The sequence below is a fragment of the Dactylosporangium siamense genome, from assembly GCF_016862795.1.
GTDB lineage: Bacteria > Actinomycetota > Actinomycetes > Mycobacteriales > Micromonosporaceae > Dactylosporangium > Dactylosporangium siamense.
Genome location: NZ_BONQ01000215.1, coordinates 1 through 17,069 on the forward strand (window position 1 = coordinate 1; position 17,069 = coordinate 17,069).

At 69.3% G+C, this 17,069-nt stretch carries 19 protein-coding genes; 8 read left to right on the plus strand and 11 right to left on the minus strand.

Features of this window, described 5'->3' with window-relative positions; all coding sequences use genetic code 11:
- Positions 1 to 76: 76 nt before the first annotated feature.
- Together Dsi01nite_RS56180 and Dsi01nite_RS56185 are read right to left on the minus strand one after the other, a co-directional pair.
- Positions 77 to 997 carry a zeta toxin family protein gene (locus tag Dsi01nite_RS56180; RefSeq protein WP_203854755.1) on the minus strand — a complete coding sequence of 307 codons (921 nt, stop codon included), beginning with the start codon at positions 995 to 997 and terminating at the stop codon, positions 77 to 79.
- Between the two features lie 113 nt (positions 998 to 1,110).
- Positions 1,111 to 1,389, minus strand: coding sequence for a hypothetical protein (locus Dsi01nite_RS56185; RefSeq protein ID WP_203854756.1), 279 nt, complete (start codon positions 1,387 to 1,389; stop codon positions 1,111 to 1,113).
- A gap of 283 nt (positions 1,390 to 1,672) precedes the next feature.
- On the opposite strand from Dsi01nite_RS56185, the gene Dsi01nite_RS56190 reads away from it, so the two are divergent.
- A protein-coding gene (locus tag Dsi01nite_RS56190) for an IS5 family transposase (RefSeq protein WP_373318973.1) occupies positions 1,673 to 2,475 on the plus strand; the annotation gives its coding sequence in 2 pieces (ribosomal slippage) (positions 1,673 to 2,021 and positions 2,021 to 2,475; 804 coding nt in all).
- Positions 2,476 to 3,080: 605 nt separating this feature from the next.
- On the opposite strand, the gene Dsi01nite_RS56195 is transcribed toward Dsi01nite_RS56190, so the two are convergent.
- On the minus strand, positions 3,081 to 3,317 hold the full coding sequence (locus Dsi01nite_RS56195; protein ID WP_203854757.1) for a hypothetical protein: 237 nt from the start codon (positions 3,315 to 3,317) through the stop codon (positions 3,081 to 3,083).
- Between the two features lie 104 nt (positions 3,318 to 3,421).
- Positions 3,422 to 3,661 carry an ATP dependent DNA ligase gene (locus tag Dsi01nite_RS58795; RefSeq protein WP_203854771.1) on the minus strand — a complete coding sequence of 80 codons (240 nt, stop codon included), beginning with the start codon at positions 3,659 to 3,661 and terminating at the stop codon, positions 3,422 to 3,424.
- A 245-nt stretch (positions 3,662 to 3,906) separates the two neighbouring features.
- Here Dsi01nite_RS58795 and Dsi01nite_RS56205 point away from each other — a divergent pair, with 245 nt between their 5' ends.
- Positions 3,907 to 5,322, plus strand: a complete 1,416-nt coding sequence (locus tag Dsi01nite_RS56205) for an AbiJ-related protein (RefSeq protein ID WP_203854758.1) — start codon at positions 3,907 to 3,909, stop codon at positions 5,320 to 5,322.
- A gap of 105 nt (positions 5,323 to 5,427) precedes the next feature.
- Here the strand turns inward: Dsi01nite_RS56205 and Dsi01nite_RS56210 are convergent, their stop codons facing one another.
- From Dsi01nite_RS56210 to imuA', 5 genes are all read right to left on the minus strand, one after another.
- The gene (locus Dsi01nite_RS56210; RefSeq protein WP_203854759.1) at positions 5,428 to 5,922 is read right to left on the minus strand and encodes an ATP-dependent DNA ligase; all 495 of its coding nucleotides are present in this window, start codon (positions 5,920 to 5,922) and stop codon (positions 5,428 to 5,430) included.
- Positions 5,923 to 5,969: 47 nt separating this feature from the next.
- Positions 5,970 to 6,218, minus strand: a complete 249-nt coding sequence (locus Dsi01nite_RS56215; RefSeq protein WP_203854760.1) for a hypothetical protein — start codon at positions 6,216 to 6,218, stop codon at positions 5,970 to 5,972.
- Between the two features lie 300 nt (positions 6,219 to 6,518).
- A complete protein-coding gene (locus Dsi01nite_RS56220; RefSeq protein ID WP_203854761.1) occupies positions 6,519 to 7,871 on the minus strand; it encodes an IS110 family RNA-guided transposase in 1,353 nt (450 codons plus the stop codon).
- The gene (locus Dsi01nite_RS56225) at positions 7,868 to 8,461 is read right to left on the minus strand and encodes a hypothetical protein (RefSeq protein ID WP_203854762.1); all 594 of its coding nucleotides are present in this window, start codon (positions 8,459 to 8,461) and stop codon (positions 7,868 to 7,870) included. The genes Dsi01nite_RS56220 and Dsi01nite_RS56225 overlap by 4 nt, the downstream gene beginning before the upstream one ends.
- Positions 8,462 to 9,190: 729 nt before the next feature.
- Positions 9,191 to 9,679, minus strand: a complete 489-nt coding sequence (gene imuA' / locus Dsi01nite_RS59295) for a DnaE2-dependent mutagenesis accessory factor ImuA' (RefSeq protein WP_505661204.1) — start codon at positions 9,677 to 9,679, stop codon at positions 9,191 to 9,193.
- Positions 9,680 to 9,787: 108 nt separating this feature from the next.
- Between imuA' and Dsi01nite_RS56230 the strand changes: the two genes are divergently transcribed.
- From Dsi01nite_RS56230 to Dsi01nite_RS56245, 4 genes are all read left to right on the plus strand, one after another.
- A complete protein-coding gene (locus Dsi01nite_RS56230) occupies positions 9,788 to 11,026 on the plus strand; it encodes a tyrosine-type recombinase/integrase (RefSeq protein WP_203854763.1) in 1,239 nt (412 codons plus the stop codon).
- The gene (locus tag Dsi01nite_RS56235; RefSeq protein ID WP_203854764.1) at positions 11,023 to 11,370 is read left to right on the plus strand and encodes a helix-turn-helix domain-containing protein; all 348 of its coding nucleotides are present in this window, start codon (positions 11,023 to 11,025) and stop codon (positions 11,368 to 11,370) included. The genes Dsi01nite_RS56230 and Dsi01nite_RS56235 overlap by 4 nt, the downstream gene beginning before the upstream one ends.
- Positions 11,371 to 11,510: 140 nt before the next feature.
- The gene (locus Dsi01nite_RS56240; protein ID WP_203854765.1) at positions 11,511 to 12,392 is read left to right on the plus strand and encodes a hypothetical protein; all 882 of its coding nucleotides are present in this window, start codon (positions 11,511 to 11,513) and stop codon (positions 12,390 to 12,392) included.
- 25 nt (positions 12,393 to 12,417) lie between these two features.
- Positions 12,418 to 13,629 (plus strand): site-specific integrase, encoded by a 1,212-nt coding sequence (locus Dsi01nite_RS56245; protein ID WP_203854766.1) that lies wholly within the window; start codon positions 12,418 to 12,420, stop codon positions 13,627 to 13,629.
- 49 nt (positions 13,630 to 13,678) lie between these two features.
- Here Dsi01nite_RS56245 and Dsi01nite_RS56250 read toward each other — a convergent pair whose 3' ends face one another.
- Together Dsi01nite_RS56250 and Dsi01nite_RS56255 are read right to left on the minus strand one after the other, a co-directional pair.
- Entirely contained in the window at positions 13,679 to 13,981 is a 303-nt protein-coding gene (locus Dsi01nite_RS56250; protein ID WP_203854767.1) for a hypothetical protein, read from the minus strand.
- 74 nt (positions 13,982 to 14,055) lie between these two features.
- Positions 14,056 to 14,295 carry a hypothetical protein gene (locus tag Dsi01nite_RS56255; protein WP_203854768.1) on the minus strand — a complete coding sequence of 80 codons (240 nt, stop codon included), beginning with the start codon at positions 14,293 to 14,295 and terminating at the stop codon, positions 14,056 to 14,058.
- A 182-nt stretch (positions 14,296 to 14,477) separates the two neighbouring features.
- On the opposite strand from Dsi01nite_RS56255, the gene Dsi01nite_RS56260 reads away from it, so the two are divergent.
- Both Dsi01nite_RS56260 and Dsi01nite_RS56265 read left to right on the plus strand, forming a co-directional pair.
- A complete protein-coding gene (locus Dsi01nite_RS56260; protein WP_203854769.1) occupies positions 14,478 to 16,712 on the plus strand; it encodes a P-loop domain-containing protein in 2,235 nt (744 codons plus the stop codon).
- Positions 16,709 to 17,069 (plus strand): WD40 repeat domain-containing protein (locus Dsi01nite_RS56265; protein WP_505661203.1); only part of this gene is annotated, 361 nt, incomplete at its 3' end. The genes Dsi01nite_RS56260 and Dsi01nite_RS56265, both read left to right, overlap by 4 nt.

Below are 17,069 nucleotides of genomic sequence, written 5' to 3' on the forward strand. Positions count from 1 at the left end.
GGTCCGGCAGGAGCCGTCGAGACCCAGGCGCGAGGAGATCATGCGCATGAGTCACCCTGCCGAAGGGCAGGGCTCGTTAGTGCGCGAGTTCGGCGCCAGCTGATTCGTCGAATGCTGGTGCCGCGGTGTCGTCGTCGGCTTGCAACAGATCGCTGTCGCTGTAACTGGCGGACTGCGGAAGGTTGGGTGCTGCGATAGGGGTTTGTCTGTCCAGATCGTTAGATCGATCGGCGACGGTGATAGCGAGTCGGTGCACGTCTTGTTGGATTGCCGCAGCGGTGTCGGCGAGCAGGTCGGCGAGGTTGCCGTGCAGGTCTGCGGGTAGGGACTGGGCGAGGACGGCTGAGCGGTTGAAGATGTGGGCGGTGCCGGTGCCTGTGCTGAGGCTTGCGGCTCGGCCGCGTTCGATGGCGTTGCGAGTGTCGGGCGGTTGTTGCCATTGGCCGCCGAGGAGGTGGTTGCGGTAGAGGTGGTGGCCGTCGCGTTGCAGGACGCGGACGTCGTCGGCGAGGCGGTGCTGGTCGATGTGGTCGGCACTCGCGAGCATGCCGGTGTAGGTGCTGCGCTGGTAGGGCGTGGGTGCGTAGCGGCCCCAGCCGATGGTTGTCTGGTCGTGCTGGTAGCGGTCGAGGACGCCGAGGCGGCTGTGGAGCTCGTGGACGGCGAGGAAGGCGACCTGTGTGGTGTAGCCGGCCTCGCGGAAGCGGTTGAGGAGCGCTTCGGCGTGGCCGGGGTCGGCGAGGGTCGTGGACAGCACGATGTTGAAGCGGTGGCTGATGGCCTCGGCGATGCACATGCGTAGCCACCGTTGGGCGTCGCGTTGGGTGTATGCGGCGGCGGTGCGGTCGTCGGCCAGGGCCAGGCTCTCGTACCGAGGGTGGTAGGTGCGGAGGTCGTCGACGTCAATGGCGACCGCGTCGCTATGGCCGAGTTGCGCGAGAACGGCGGCTTGGGCAACGGATTTGCCGGCGCCGGGCTGACCGGCGACGATCACCACGGCCGGGTAGTGCTACGCAACGCCAGTGATGCGGTCGGGCGCGATGTCTTCGGCGAAGATCCGTTCGGCTTCGTCGGGTGGTAGAACGTATCGGTCACGGTCGAGGCCGGTGGTCATGGTGGTCCGGTCCGTACCTGACGCAGCACCGCCGGATATTCGGTGAGAATCCGGACGATCGTTGGCTGGTCAGCCGGGTTCAGGTGCCGCTGTTCGGTGGCGTATCGCCGGCGTTCGGCGCGTAGCTGTTCGAGGTCGTCGCCGGGGCGAGGATGCGCAATCCGCGCACTGTATGCGGCGTTGAGCGCGCGGAGCAGCCCGATCGCGCGATCGACGTCCTCGCTTTGGTCGATATCCCACGGCCGGAATACATCATCGGGTCGTTCGGTGGTCATGATCGCCCCCTGTACCGGCGATTCTAGGTCGCGGCGCGCGACGTGTCCGGTGGCAAGACTTCGAGGGCTGGGCCCGGCGGCGTCGATGCGACGGTGCACGTCGGATCAAGCGGCGCTAGTTCCGGTTTCGCGAAGGGCGCTGATGTCGACGCCAGCAGTGGTCAGCAGTGCAATCGCCTGGGTCATGTCGAGGTCGTCAACGACGTTCGCGCCTTAGAGATCAGTTCAGAATGAGCTGGCGTGTCGGATTGCCTGAGCGGGCAAGGTGATCGATGCTCGGGCAGTGTCTGACGCGGTGCTCACGGACGAGCTATGGTCGCGGCTGGAGCCGCTGATCCCGGTGCGACAGCGGCGGTTCCGGTATCCCGGCCGCGCACGGACGTCGGACCGTGCGGCGTTGGAAGGGATTCTCTTCGCTGCCCGGACCGGCGTGTCGTGGAATGCGTTACCAACGGCGGCGTTCGGCGCGTCGGGCGCCACGTGCTGGCGGCGGTTGAAGGAGTGGCACGAGGCCGGGGTCTGGCAACAGTTGCACGAGCTGCTCCTGGCCGAGCTGCGCGCTGCCAGCCGTCTGGATCTTTCCGCGGCGATCGTCGACTCGTCGCATCTGCGGGCGCTCAAAGGGGGGACCTCACCGGTCCCAGCCCGGTCGACCGGGGCAAGCTGGGCAGCAAGCACCACGTGATCACCGATGCCGCCGGCATCCCCTTGGCGGTGATCCTGACCGGCGGCAACCGCAACGACATCACCCAGCTGCTGCCACTATTGGACGCCGTTCCACCCGCCCGCGGTCTGGTCGGACGACCGTTGCGCCGGCCGCGGCGTATCTACGCCGACCGTGGCTACGACTTCGACAAGTACCGCCGCCTGCTGCGCGCCCGCGGCGTTACACCGCACATCGCCCGCCGCAACACCGCCCACGGCTCCGGACTCGGTACACACCGCTGGCCCGTCGAACGCACCATCGCCTGGCTACACGCGTTCAAGAAGCTCAGACTACGAACCGAACGCCGAGCCGACATCCACCGAGCCCTCGTCAGCCTGGCCTGCTCAGTCATCTGCCTCCGCCAACTCATTCTGAACTGACCTCTTAGGTGAGGCGGCACCACTCGCGGTTGCCGGAGCAGAGCACTTCGACCATCCAGGCGTTGTCGGGCGTATTCGTCGCCCCTTGGACTTCGACCGTCGTAGGCCGCTGACTGTCGCGGCGGCGCTGCGAGTCGGCCTGTGCAAGGTCGCGGATGAACTTTTGAAGAGGTGGATTAGCACAGCTTGTAGGCTCGTCAGCGATGGCCGAGTCGACTGATGAGCTGCCCACCGACTGGTGGACCACCGAGGATGTGTTGGCGTACCTGCGATCCGCGGGTGCGCCGATCAGCCGTGTTACGTGGGCTGCCTACGTCTCACGCGGCCAGGCTCCCGCCGCCGATCGCATGTTCGGTCGTTCGCCGGCGTGGCGGCCAGCCGCGGTGCGGGGCTGGCAGGCGACCCGCCCTCGTCGCGGTTCCATCGATGCCTCACCCCCTCTCGACTCGCCTTCCGTTGAGGACAAGTCAACCGGGAATCCCGCGCGCCGCCGATGAGGCAAAGCGTCACCGTCGATGCATCCTCGATGCAGCCACAGTGCAGTTCGTCGATGCAATGCAGAGAGCCCCGGATGGACGTGCACCCGGGGCTGTTGCGTTGACCACCTACGCGGGGTTCATGGCGTCCAGGGCTTCGTCGACGTGGTCGCGGAGACGGCGCAGGTCTGCATAGTCGAGGAACGCGACCGCCGTCTCCGCCCGAGCGACGGTGAACGCGAGGTCGACGCAATCCCGTTTGCTGTGCTGCGCGAGGGTGACCAGGACGTTGCCCGCTTCAGGCGAACCTCCCCAACGCAGTGCGCGTGGAACGCCACCCCGGGCCGATGCCTGGCGCGGCACCAAGCGGGACAGTCTGCCGTGTCCACCAGCCGCCCGTCGGGGTCGCCCTCGACGAGCGCGACGAGGCCCGCAGGATGCCCTGGTGCCCGGTGTCGTAGGCGGAGACCTCAGCGACATGGCTGGCTCAACCCAGATCGCAGTGACGGCCTCGTGCCGGGGTACGCCGCTGGCGTCGGGCGGCGCAGGGGAGTCAGCACCTGGACGAGGTAATGGAGTTCGGCGTCGGACAGGCCGCTGCCGACACTGCCGATGTACTGCAGGCGGCCGTCGGGGTCGGTGTCGGCCAGCAGGAGCGCGCCGATCGTCGCAGCGCGGCGTCCTCGACCGTGGAGGCCGCGGCCACACAGACCACGGCCTCCACGGGAGGCGCGATCGACGAATGTTCCGCCAGCTCATGCAGTTAGGCACCATCAACGTCAACAGCTGGGCACCCGACTCCAGCCGCTTCGCCTCCATCGACTACCCAACCTGCTGACCCCTCACCAGCACGACCTGCCACACGTCCGGCCGCGCCCTTGGCCACCGAACGTGCCGAGCATCTGACCGGTTTGCCGGGCCCGGGACATCGCGGTTGAGCTGCGAGAATCGAGGCATGGCGGACCCTGCTGCGGTGGAGAGGCTGCGCGAGATCGTGCTGAAGGCCGCCTCCGCGATCGCGAGCGTCAGCACTGCGGCGAAACTCGACGAGGACCTGGCCCGAGCCGGGCTACCACCGTCGGTCTCCGGCGACAGCAAACCCAAACGGGCAGCGAACAGCGCGGCGCTGGTGCCCGCCGACCGGCTCCGTGACGTCGTGCTCGGCCTGCTGCACCAGGACACCTGGCTGTCCCCACAGGATCGCATCACCGCGCAGGACTGCATCTGGGAACAGGAACAGCACCCGACGATCGAGAAACGCACCCGGCGCGACATCGCCCGGGCGGTGCCGGGCAACATCCTCGCCGACCACTACCCCCGCTTCCGGGCATTGCTCGGCACGTTGTTCGACCTCGGCCAGGGACAGATCTTCCTGCTCCAAACGCGAGACGGCAGCCTCGGCGGGCAAATCGATCGGCATTTCCATCACAATGACGACTGGACGGTCGAGGAGCTGTTCGACGCGCTCGGCGCCGTCGACGCCTCCGACCGCAGGTTCGCGCTGCTGTTGGAAGGCATGGTCTCCGGCGCCACCGTGACCGACGAGGCTGCGCAACGCCAGCTCGTCGAGGCGATCAACGGCCCGCTCACCGTCCCCGGACTCGAGCTGCGAGAGACCGGCAGCGCCGACGGCTACCCCGTCTTCGAGCTCGTGGCGACCCGCGCACGAGGCGGCCGACCGAAGCAGCTGATCTTCGGCTCGTCCCGCAAGCCGGACCTGCGGCTCATCGACGCCATCGACAACGACCTGGAAGTGCTCGATCACCACGACGACGTCCTCGTCTACGACCGGCCGATCGGCCCAGCCGGCCTGCGCTGGCGCGACCTGCAGACGTGGTGGCAGGAAACCCACCACATCGAGGACGACGCAGAGGCCAAACGGCAGCTGTGGCAGCGACTCGGCCGCAGCCTGCCTAGAAACGCACCACACCAGACCCTGCTGTTCGTCGAATACCACGAGATCTACAGCGACGTGCTGCCCGACCTCCCGGCGCTGCTGCCGGAAGTGTGGCGGCATTGGGATCACAAGACAGTGAAAGAGCGCGGCAAGGACGCGCTCGTGCAGTTCCGGATGGACTTCCTGCTCCTCGCTCCGGGCGGCGCGAGGATCGTGCTGGAAGTCGACGGCCAGACGCACTACGCCAGCGAGCAGGGCCGCCGCGGTGAACGCCGGTGGTCACCGGACGGCGACCGCTACGCCCACACCATGGCCCAAACCCGGGACCTCGGCCTCGCCGGGTACGAGGTGTACCGGTTCGGCACCAACGAGCTGGAGGAAGAAGACAAGGACGAAGTCCGAGCGATGCTCACCCACTTCTTCGACAACCTGTTCCGCCGGCACCGCATCGCCGCACCACGTCGTTCCAACTGACAAGCCGCCAACGGAACGCGGAATGCTAACCCGGCTACCTGGACCAACGCCCGAAAGTGACGCCGCGGCGCCAACGCCGGTCAATCGGTCAATTCAAAAGGGTGTCTACAAGATGCCCTCGAAACCGCCGCGGGCCACGATGAGGGCCTGGTCGAGGTCGTCGAAGACTGGCGGGACGTGGACGACGGCGCCGTCAAGACCGAGCTGGTCGAGCAGAGCGCGCCGTTGCTTGTATGGCAGCTGCGTCGTGGCGTGTCCGTCGAGGTGGAGCACGTCGAAGACGATGAACCGCACGGGGACGGAGTCCAGCAGGTTCGGCTGGGGTGCCTGGACATGGATGCGTCCTTGCAGCAGCGAGAACGATGGCGTCGACGTCGCCGGATTGACGGCGACGAGTTCACCGTCGAGGGTTACGCTGCGGCCGCATAACAGGAAGGCAAGCGCTCGGAGCTCGGGGTACGAGGCGGAGACGTCCCGTTGGGCTCTGGAGTGGGCGATCAGCGGGGTTCCAGCCACGCGGACGAGGGCACGGACACCGTCGAACTTCAGCTCGTACGAGCAGCCATCGCCGGTCGGTGGCGGCGCGGGTGTGGCCAGCATGGCGGCAACCGGTGGCGGCAATCCCGCGGTCAGGCGCCCGGTCGCAGTCACTCGCATTCGTCGTGCGGATCGGTGAGCCGTGATGGTACCGGTATCGAGGCGGGTGGGGCGAGGGTGAGGTCGCCGACGTCCAGTCCGTGGCGGTGCAGCAGTTCCTGTAGGCCGCTCGTGGTGCGCCAGTACTCTGCGCCGTCGGGGTCGACGGCAAGGTTCCAGGTGCGTTCGCCGGTGCCGTCGCGGTCGAGGACCGCAGACTCGACCCGCCAGCCTTCCGCGTATAGGACCGTGATCGCCACAGTTCCAGATTCGGCAGGTGTTTTCCCTGGTCAAGAGCACATGGTGTAGATCACTGAACTACAAGGCTGTCGTTCTGTGGCGTGTTGTTATCTCGATGCCGTCCGTCAGTACGCGGCTCACCTGCCGGCCGTGTGAGGGGTTCGGCTGACCGTGACTCGCGTGTGTTCGGCTCGCGCTGTCCGGTGTGAAGGTCGGACCGGCGAAGTGGTGGCGCCAATGGTCAGCCGTTGGGGCGGGCAGGGGGCGGCCGGGGCTCGTTCCCGCGTCAGAGCTCCGCAGGTGCGGGCGTCGGGGATGACTCAGAGGTATCCCGGCTGCCGCCTGCCTGTCTCACCGGTCTGGGGCGGGTGGCGGAAAGCGCGGTGTTCGTCGTAGAGTTCGCCGTGGGCAAGGCAGTGGTGGAGGCCGGATAGCAGCCGTCGGGCGACGCGGCGCAGCGCGCCAGCGTAGGTGTCGCCGCCGGCTCGGCGGTGCTGGTAGAGCCGGTAGGCGCCGGGTGACTTGGTCAGTGCGCTGAACGCCCACCGGTGGCAGACCTCTTTCAACGTGCGGTTGCAGATGCGTCGGTGGGCGACGATCCGGCTGGATCCGCTCTCCCAGGTCAGCGGGGCCAGTCCGGCATAGGCGCACAGTCCGACCGCGGTCCGGAATCGGCTGGGGTCGTCGCCGATCTGGGCGAGCAGCCGGGCGCCGGTCAGTGGCCCGCATCCGGGGAACGACAGAAATGTCTTGGCGTCGGGGTGCTCTTCGAACCGGGCGATGAGTTCGTCGACGAGGTGGTCGCTGCTGCTGCATGCCTGGTCGAACTGGGCGACGACGGTGCGGATCTCCACGGATAGTGCCTGCTCGACTGCGGCCGGTACGCGTAGGACGGGCTCAGCGAAGTGGTCCCGTAGCCGGTATGCCTCTGTATCGATGAGCCGGGTCCGGCCGGCGGCTGCCAGGATCTTGCTCAGCCGGTGCTGGGTGAGGCGTTGCGCGGTGGCTGCGGTCGGGCCGGCGGCCAGCACGGCGCGTGCCTCTGGCCGGCACAGGCCGTGGTCGAGGTGCGTCCAGGCGGTGACGGCGGCCGGGTGCGCCTGCTGTAGCAGGCTGCGCAGTCGCTGTTGCAGCCGTTGCCGGTGCCGTTGCGCGGAAAGCTGTGCATGGCTGAGCACACTGATCGCCGCGCAGTCCGGGCTGTGCTCGGGCAGTGGACGCAGCCACACCCAGCTGGTCGCCAGGATCGACGCGAGGAGTTTCGAGTCGGCCGGATCGGACTTCTTCGGCGCGGGCGCGATGCGGCGTCGTTCGGCGGCCACCATCGACGGCGGGATCTGGTAGATCGGCTGCCCGCGCTGGCGCAGGGCGGCGACCAACAGCCCGCGGTTGGTTTCGATCGCGATCGGGACGTGCCGGCGGCTGTGGCTGTGGCTGCGTGACAGCGACCCGAGCAGGGTCAGCAATTGCTGGACCCCGGCCGGGTTGGTCGGGATCTTCGTCCGGGCGACGAGGTTGCCGTCGCGGTCGATGATCGTGACGTCGTTGAGTCCTTCGGACCAGTCGATGCCGCAGTACCACCGTGGCCGCCGCCGCACCGTGGTGTTGGTCGGTGCGGCGGCGGGTTGGCGGTCGGTGTCGTCGTCCGGCGTCTGATGGGGTTGATCGGTCATGTCGTGGGGTCGGCGGGAAGCAGCTGGTGCAGGCCATGCAGCCGTGTGGGCTGCTGGACGAGGCGGGCGATGAGCCGGTGCTGCGCCGCGGGTAGTTGCGCATCACCGGGCCTGGTGGCGCAGCGGATCAGGTCGGTGAGTTCGAACGCTGTTCCGGCGGGCGTTCCCCACGCGGTGATGTGCCGGTGGGCGGTGAGCCCGGCGTGGAGCCGTGCCAGGCTGGGCTCGCTCACCTGTCCCCACCAGGGCCAGGCCTGGGTGACTAGTTCGGTCGCCAGCTTGATCAGGGCAGGGTCGGCGTCGTCGGCTTGCAGTCGTGCGACGACCGCTGCTGCGGCCAGGTGCGCGCCGAGCTGCCACCGGCCGGCGGCCTGGACGACCTGAGGCGGGGCGCCGGGCTTGCTGACGGCGTGGCCGTAGCTGCTCGTCAGTTGGTCGATGACGGTCCAGGCCAGGTCGTGGTCGGGGTGGCCGGCGAGGACCGCGCCGACCATGCCCTCTGCCGCTGTGGGCGCGTAGGCAGGTGGCACGGCCCAGTGCGGCACATGGAGCGCGAGTAGCGCCAGGTCCGGAGTCGTCGATCGGTACATGAGCTGGATCCCCTTCTGGGCAGGCGGGTGTGCGTCGGCGTGGAGATCGACCGACGTCATACCCCCGCATGCGCGGGGAGCACCGCCAGACACGTCCGGCGGGTTCGGCCACGAGGTGTTTCGAGCGCATCGCTTCTCTACGGAAGTCGATGTCTGGGTCGTGGAGCCCGAACGTGGTTATCCTGCCACACCGGCGCTGGGCCCTGCATCCGGCAGACGCCCAACACCCTGCTCGATCCAGCCGCCGGCGTGAATATCCACATGTTATCCACAGGCGAGTACGCGGCTGTGGATAACATGGGTGGGTGCCACGCCTCGGCCGGCGAGTGTCTGACCGTGATCCTGCTGCCATCGTCCGGCCGCTGCACTACCGGCGGCGGTGATACGGGTTCTTTGTTGGTCAGGGTTGCGGCTTCGGTCTGCTGGAAACCCGGCTATGGGCGGCGGTGAGGTCCCTCCACTGCTGATCCGGTGCCATGTGCTGCTCAGCTTCGTTGATGGCGGCGTCCAGCGTCGGGTAGTGGCGCGTCCAGGGCCGTCCGTCTTGGCCGCCGAGCCGAAGTTCTAAGGTGAACGTGACGCCGTCGGTACGGATGTAGACATCCCGGCGGTTGAACCGTCCCCAAAGGCAGTTCCACCAGTGTCGAACGAGTTGTTGGGCCCCTGTGGCGGCCGGAGCTCCGGCTGGCCCATTCGGGTCGGGCGCACTGACACCCGGCTGGTGAATGTTCATGTCGCCACCGCTGGCCTCGTCTCGATGTCTGTCTGGTCGCGGTCGAATGGGTCCGTGACGGCCCAATCGGGGGATTGGGGTGTCGGCACCGAGGCGAGGTGCCGCTGGCGTTCGGCGTCGGGGCGTAGCTGTGGAGCGCGCAGGTGGGCATAGAGCCCGGAGGGGGCAGGCAACCACATGGTGGTTCGCCGCGGCCTGGCTGCGGCGCCACGCCCACGGGCGACAACCGACACTTTGCGGCACTGCACCCGGCCCCGGCCGTCGCCGAGTCCTTCCCATGCTGCCTGTTCGACGTGCAGCGTCACGTCCGCGCCGGACCAGTCGCCATACGCCACGAGCACGGACCCGCGTTGCCGGGCCCGGGCGGCGAGCCGTCCACAGACCGCCGAGCCCGGCGACTGGCTGGCTGCAACGACGACGACCTCGAGGCCGTCCAGCAGGATCGCCGCAGCCGTGCTCCAGTCCGGCCCGCACTGCGGCAGCAGCGCAGTTGGAGTCCGTGCGAGTTCTTGCGTGGACTCGGGTGGCGTTGGTTGCGTTTATGCAGGTCATTCGATGGGTGGAGATGACTGTGCCTACGGGTGAATTCTGCGATGGAGACCTGGATTCCAGGCGCTTCTCGCGGATTTGATGGCCTTGTGGCGGAATCGAGCACTCGCAGGCTGTCGGTGGTACCGGCGTTGGTGCCGGCCACTGAAGCTGGCGCGCCGTCCGCTGCAGGCTTCGAACTCGAGGCGGGCCTTGCTGATGTGCTGACGTTGGACCGGCGTCGTGCTGCGGGCGGTGGTGACGAGCAGGCGATGTTCTTGGACACGGTGGCTGAGTACCAGTGGGCTCGGGATGTGGCTGGTCTGGCGCCGTCGACGCTGGAGCGGCTGGTCGGGCCGGTGTTGGAGGTTTGTGAGCACTTCGAGGTGGTGCCGTGGCGGTTGACTGCCCGGGATGTGGATCGGTACTTCGCTGGTCCGGGTCGGCGGTCGACGTCGACGGTTCGGCGGAAGTTGAACGCGATCGACGGCTACTTCGTTTTTCTGGAGCAGCGGTACGCGGGTGAGCTCGCGCGGCGGTTCGATGTGCGGGTCGAGTCGCCGGTGGATCGGTTCAACCGGCCTCGGCATCGGGGTGACTTCGGGCTGCGGGTGCCGCCGTCCAGACGGGCGATGCGCGAGTTCTTCGCATCGTGGCGGGCCTGGTTGCCGCAGGCGCGGAAGCCGTTGGTGGCGTGCCGGGACTACGTGATGGCGAAGATCGCGTACGTGTCGGGTGTTCGAGCGGCTGAGTTGTGCGCGGTTCGGCTGGCTGATGTGCATTGGGAGGCCGGGCAGTGGGGCCGGTTTGTCGTGCAGGGTAAGGGCGCACGAGGGTCCGGCCCGCGGCAGCGGATGGCGTATCTGTTCGCGGACGGTCGGTCGTTGTTGTGGTGGTACGTGGAGGAGGTCCGGGGACTGTTCCCGGACGATGTGGAGCATCCGGATGCGCCGTTGTGGCCGTCGGAGCGGCTGTCGCCTGTTGCGGCGTCGCTAGGCATCGATGGGCCGGGTCTTGCGCTGGCTCCGGGCACGTTCGGCCGGGCGTTGAAGGCTGCCGGCGAGCGGTTCCTGCCGCCGCCGGGTGGAGCGTTGTTCCCACACCTGTTGCGGCATGCCTGCGCGACGCACAACTACGAGGCGGGGATGTCGCTGTGGGAGGTGCAGAAGTTGCTGGGTCATGAGTGGACGACCACGACGGTGCGGTACCTGGCGACGGCGCATGCCGATCCGGAGCAGGCGGCGCTCGCCGCGTCGGATCGCGCCGTCCAACGGCTGCAGGGCAACACGGGGAGGCTGCAGTGAAGTGGAACCTACGGTGGGCAGCCGCCCGCCGGGACATCTGGCGGCCGAGTGACCTGCGCAAGGCTTTCCTGCAGGTCGGGTTCGACGCCTCGTTGAGCAAGGTGGCCGCGCTATGGAGCGGCAAGCCGATCTCGCTGCGGCTGGATGACCTGGACCTGATCTGCGCGGCTTTGCACTGCACGGTCGGGGACCTGCTGGAGGCCGAGCCGCTGGCCGGTGCGGCGCCGGCTGATCAGGCAGCGCCGACGGCGGACGGCACCAGCAGGGGAACTGGGGGCGGCGGGCAGGTGCGGCCGTTGCCGCGACGCCGGGCAGGGCGTGGTCCGTTGTTGCCGCCGAGCTGACGATGCCGGCGCGATGGCAGGTCGGGCAGTGCCGGCAATGTTTCGGCTGGGGTTGGCTGCTGGGTCCCTATCGCTGCCAGCCGTGCACGAGCTGGCTCCGGAGCCGGCCGCGGTCGGGTGCTTGCCGGCGGTGCGGATACGTGGAGTTGCTCAACTCCGGTGCGGAGTGCCGGGTCTGTACGGTGGGGCTGCTGCGTACCGGTACGCACGACGCGGCGATTGAGGTGTGCCGCACACCGCAGTTGACGCTTCTCGGTCCCGGTCTCGCCGCGCAGATCAAGATGAGGAGCGACCAGCCGGCGGGCGGCGTCGCTGGACTGGATTCGGTGGTCGTGGACGATCCGAGGGTGTGTCCGCCGGCGGTGGTTGGCCAGCAGGCGTTGTTCACTGCGGCCGTTTACCTGCGGTTGCGTCGCAGTGACGCGCAACGGATCAGCGGCCGCGCCATTGCCGGGTTTGACCGGGCGCTGGAATGCTTTCGCGTGCACTGCCAGATCGACACGCCGTTGCCGGTGAGCGCGATGCGGGATTTCTTGCGGCTGGTGCTTGCAGTGCGGGAGGCGGAGGGTGCAGCGCTCGTCGACGAGATGTGGCTCTCGGCGGTGCCGGTGCAACGTCACCGGCTTGCGGCGGTGCTGCGCGACGCCGGGCTGCTGTTAGCGCGACGCCCCGTCGTTCCGCTGCCACGGCGCCGGGCGCCGGTGCCTCGCAGCTGCAGCGCCTGCCATTCGTGGGCGTTCGAGGAAACATGCACTCCGTGCAAGCTCTGGCGAGGGCGCTATCCCGGTGCCGGCCGGTGCGAGCGGTGCGGGCAGCCCGGGGTCAACCTCGCCGACGAGTGGTGCCGCCGCTGCCACGTCGATCACCGGTGGCACCCCGAACCGACTTTCGCTGCGATGGTGGCGACACAGCTGTGGTTCGGTGGTGGGCTGGCGCCGCGCCTGCTGACGCACGCGGGTGTCCTGGGCCGGCGCCCCAGCCGGGTCCCGCCCTACCGGGGCTCTGGTCGTCTCCGCCATTGACGCAGCCGACCCGCCCTGCGGGCAGATGCTGGACCCGGACCAGTTCGTGTTGTTCGAGCACGGCCCGCGGGACTGGCGTCCGGTCGCGGGCCGCACGTTGCCGGTGTTGACGGGACCGGCCTGCGGGTTGATGGACCGGTTCGAGCAGCACGCTCGGCACCAGCGGTGGAGCTGGGACGTGCGGGTCCCGTGTCGCGACGCCCTGCACCTGCTGCTCGGCTGGCTGGGTGCGGAGGTGCCGTTCACCGAGCCGGACGTGGCTGGCCTCCGGCAGGTCGACCGCCGCGTCTCGTTGTACCGGCTGCGCCAGTTCCTGGCTGGTCAAGCCATGTATGCGGCGATCCCGACGCCGTCAGCTGCGCTGCTCGCCGTCGAACAGAAGCTCGCCGAGCTGCCCGCCACCGTCGCCGACGAGGTCAGGCGTTGGGTTGCCGTTCTGCGCGGGCAGGGCCGTCGGCCTCGACCACCGGTGGCCGTGGCGACGATCCGCAGCTATCTGCACCGGATGACACCGGTCCTGATCAGCTGGAGCACGCGGATCGCGACGCTGCGGGAGATCAGCCACGATGACATCACCGCCGCCCTGCGTGCGCTCACCCGCGAGCAGGCCCGTCAGGCCGCGCCGGCGCTGCGCAGCCTGTTCGGGGCGTTACGGCAGGAACGGGTCGTGTTCCGCGACCCCGCCCGACACATCCGGATGCCGCAGCGACAGGTGGTGCCGGTCCCGATGCCGGCCGGCCGCCTTGACGGACTGCTGCAGGCCAAGACCGGCGTCCGGATGCAGCTGTGCATCGCGCTGCTCGCCGTGCACGCCATCACCCGGGCCGAGATCCGCCACCTCCGTCTCGACGACGTGGATCTCGCGCGTGGCCGGCTCACCGTCCGCCGTCCCAGCGGCGATCACGTCGTCTACCTCGACCGCGTCACCTACGGCCTCGCGGTCGGCTGGCTGCGTGAGCGTCGCCGGCGGTGGCCGACCAGCGGCAACCCCTACCTGCTCGTCACCGCCCGAACTGCCTACGATGGCCGTCATCCACCGATCTCGGAGCAGGTCATCTCAGGGGCGCTGCACCGCCTCGGCGTCGGTGCGTCAGGGCTGCGCGCCGACCGGATCCTGTATGAGGCCGCGGTCACCGCCGACCCGGTCCGCCTGATGCGGCTGTTCGGTATCAAGGCCGGCACCGCGATGCGGTATGTGCGCGCCGCGCACCCGCACCGGGTGACCGGCCCACGGTGACGAGCGCGCCGTTCACCGGGCAGTCCGCCGCGAGGAACACAGCCTGTCGCTACGGCGCGGGGATGCCACCGCTACCTACGGCCGGTACGCCGCCCGTCGAGGACCGGCCGTCGGCGGCACGCTGGTGTGCCCGCGCGATGTCGACCCACCGGTGCCCCGGCGTGAGGTGCTGCTGCGCCTCGGCCACCGCGGCGGGCAGGTCGGGGTACGGGGCTCGCCACTGTCGGCCTTCCTGGCCGCCGAGCCGGACCTCAACTTCGAAGGTGGCGCCGTCGGTGCGGACGTAGATGTCGCGGCGGCTGAGCCGCCCCCACACGCTGTTCCACCAGTGGTGGATGATCTCGATCGCCACCCGTGCAGCATAATCGAACATCCGTACGATCACGTGTGGTTGGGGTGCAGGCCGGAGTCCGGCGGCTGGGGAGCTCATGGCCGGCCGGGCGGCCTTGTGGCCAGGGCCGCCTGCCAGATCCGGTAGGGGCCGGTGAAGACGGCTTGTGGCAGCGGCAGGGCGCGCTGCTCGTCGGCGAGGTCGGCAGCACCGAAGCGGAGCACGTCGTAGCGGGCGGACTTGAGCTCTGTGTGCGAAATGTCGCATCCGGGCGGCTCGTATTGCTGGTTGAGGGCTGATCGACCGGGGCGGTCATGGCGGTTGATGTCGGACAAGCGACCCGTTGCGGGGATGTCACCATCGATGTGACGTTCGATGATGGTGTCGTGACGGTTCGGAGCCGGGTCGAGGTTTCTGGTGGGTTCGGTGTCGGTGTCGTGCCGGGTGGCGCGGCGGGCGCATGATGGGTTCGGAGCGCCGTGCGTTGGTGATCGGTGTCGGCTCGTTCGATCTGCCGGTGTTGTCCGGTGAGCCCGATCCGGCGGCCGAGCAGTTCGACGACCTCCCGTTCGCGGTGCCGTACGCGGAGCGGCTGGCTGCCACGCTGCGGGCGTACCAGTCGGGCGGGTTCGGTGTCACGTTGCTGCTGGACCCCGATCGGGACGGAATCCATACGGCGGTCCAGGCGCTGCTGGACGACACTGCGGTGACCGCACGGCTGGTCCATGTCATCTCCCACGGTCGGAGCAGCAGGCAGCGTGACTACGTCGAGGTGGTCGGCCGGTGCCGGCGGGCCGGCGGCAACGATGTCCGCGGGTGGGTGTCCGCCGCCGAGGACAGCGGTGTGCCGACGTTGTTCCTGGTCGATCTGTGCGGTGCCGGCCGAGGCGCCGATCTGCAGTTCGCTCACGAGCCCGATGCCGGTGAGCAGATGGCTTGGGTGATCGCGGCGTGCCGGGGTGACGAGCCGGCCTGGGACGGGGCGTTCACGAACGTGGTGACCCGGATCCTCGCCGAGTGCGGCCGGGACGGTCTGGGCACCGACACCCGCACATCACATGTGCCGTTGGTGGAGTTCGCCCGGCGGGTCGCCGACGCGCTGCAGGGTCAGACGCTCACGGCCACGAAGGCCCAGTTTCATCTGACACCTGACCTGCCGTTCCTGCCGAACCCCCGCTACGTCCCGGACCCGGTCGCGGACCGGATCGCGGCCGTGGACCCCGGTCTGCAGCCGTTCCTCAGCGACGCGGTCGCCGACCCGGCCCACTTCCGCACCCGCGCGGGGCTGCACTTCACTGGCCGGCAGAGCTTCCTGGACCGTCTGGTGCCGTGGCTGGACGGCGCCGCCGGCGGCGGTCTGTGGCTGGTGACCGGCACCGCCGGCGCCGGCAAGTCCGCCCTGCTGGGTGCGCTGGTCTGCGCGGCGCATCCGCAGCTGGCCGCGATCACCGGACACGTCCGAGCCGCCCTGGACGACCCGCCGGCCCTGCTGCCGGCGCTGCTCGCCGTCCACGCCCGTCAGCGGGTCCTGACCGAGATCTTGTCCTCGATCGGCCGGCAGCTCGGCCTGCCTGCCCCCGTGGGGGGCTGGACCGCGGCTGAGCTGATCGCCGTGATCACCGCCCGGCCCGAACCGCCGGTCCTCGTCCTCGACGCCCTCGACGAATGCCTCGAGGCCGGCGCGGTGCAGTCGCTGCTGCTGATGCCCCTGGCCACCGCGCAGCGCCCGGACGGCACAGCGGCCGCGCGGGTCCTCGTCGCCGCCCGCCCGTGGGAACAGTTCGCCCCGCTGCGCCGCCACGCCGAACACCTGAATCAGGTGTCCGACCTGGACACCGCAGATCCGGGCCAGCTCCGCCGGGACCTGCGCCGTTTCCTGATCTCCGCCCTCGGCGGCCTACCGGCGGCCGAGCAGCTGGCCACCGGTGTCGCGGCCCGCCTGGCGGACAACCACGCCGGCAACCGCGACGACCCGCCCATCACCCGGTGGGGTCAGTTCCTGGTCGCTGCCCGCTACGCCGGGTACCTGCGCACCCAACCCGCCGCTGACGACGCCGCCGTGGCCCGGCTCCTCGCTGCGGTCCCACAGGACCTGCCGCAGGTCCTCGAACTGGAACTCGCTGAACACCCCCAGCGGCAGCAGCTGCGGACCGCGCTCACCGCACTCGCCTACGCCAAGGGCGCCGGGATGCCTGTCGAGCTGCTCCGCGTCATCGCCCCGGTCCTCGGCCCCACCGACCCCGATCTGTTCACCGGCGACGACATCCGCGTCTACCTACGCCTCGGCACCGACGACAACGGCGTCAGCCTCCTCCGGCTCTACCACCAAGGCCTGGCGGACTACCTGCGCCCCGCTCTTCCTCATCTGCCCAGCGACCGGCCCGCGGACACGGGCCTGCGGGTGTTTGATGCGCTCATCGCGACCCGTCGCACCGACTCCGGTGCGACGTCGTGGCAGTACGCCCCGGCCTATCTGCGCCGGCACGCCATTCAACACGCCGCCGACGCCGGCACTGTCGACGACCTCCTGCACGACGCAGAATTCCTGCTGCACGCCGATCCCATTACGTTGCTCCCTGAACTCGATCACGCCGTCACCGCCGAAGGCCGCCTCGGTGCTGCCATCTACCGCTCCGTGCATCACCTGCTCCCCGCAGACGAGCAGGCCCGCCGGCGCTTGCTGCGGCTCACCGCCCTGCGCTATGGCGGCGCCCACCCCGCCGCCGGCCCGCCATCGGACAACCGCCCATGATCGAACCCCGGTGGGCCACCGGCGGCCAACTCACCCCCGCCCTCCGACACACCCTGGCTGGCCACACCGGCACCGTGGGGGCGGTGGTGTGCGCGGAGCTAGACGGCCGACCCGTTGCAGTCACCGCTGGCGGTGACGCCACGGTGCGGGTGTGGGACCTAGCTACCGGCCAACCCGTCGGCGCACCCCTGACCGGCCACATCGGCAGGGTGGCGGCGGTGGCGTGCGCGGTGCTGTACGGGCGGCCCGTCGCGGTCACCGGCGGCGAAGACGGCATGGTGCGGGTGTGGAATCTCGCCACCGGCCAGCCGGCCGGTGCACCTCTGACCGGGCATACCGGCACGGTGTGGGCGGTTG

Coding starts and splice junctions, on each gene's coding strand:
- Dsi01nite_RS56185 (WP_203854756.1), bottom strand. CDS start 1,389: ATGACCACCGAACGACCCGATGATGTATTCCGGCCGTGGGATATCGAC.
- Dsi01nite_RS56225 (WP_203854762.1), bottom strand. CDS start 8,461: ATGTACCGATCGACGACTCCGGACCTGGCGCTACTCGCGCTCCATGTG.
- Dsi01nite_RS56230 (WP_203854763.1), top strand. CDS start 9,788: ATGGAGACCTGGATTCCAGGCGCTTCTCGCGGATTTGATGGCCTTGTG.
- Dsi01nite_RS56220 (WP_203854761.1), bottom strand. CDS start 7,871: ATGACCGATCAACCCCATCAGACGCCGGACGACGACACCGACCGCCAA.
- Dsi01nite_RS56245 (WP_203854766.1), top strand. CDS start 12,418: ATGCTGGACCCGGACCAGTTCGTGTTGTTCGAGCACGGCCCGCGGGAC.
- Dsi01nite_RS56210 (WP_203854759.1), bottom strand. CDS start 5,922: ATGCTGGCCACACCCGCGCCGCCACCGACCGGCGATGGCTGCTCGTAC.
- Dsi01nite_RS56205 (WP_203854758.1), top strand. CDS start 3,907: ATGGCGGACCCTGCTGCGGTGGAGAGGCTGCGCGAGATCGTGCTGAAG.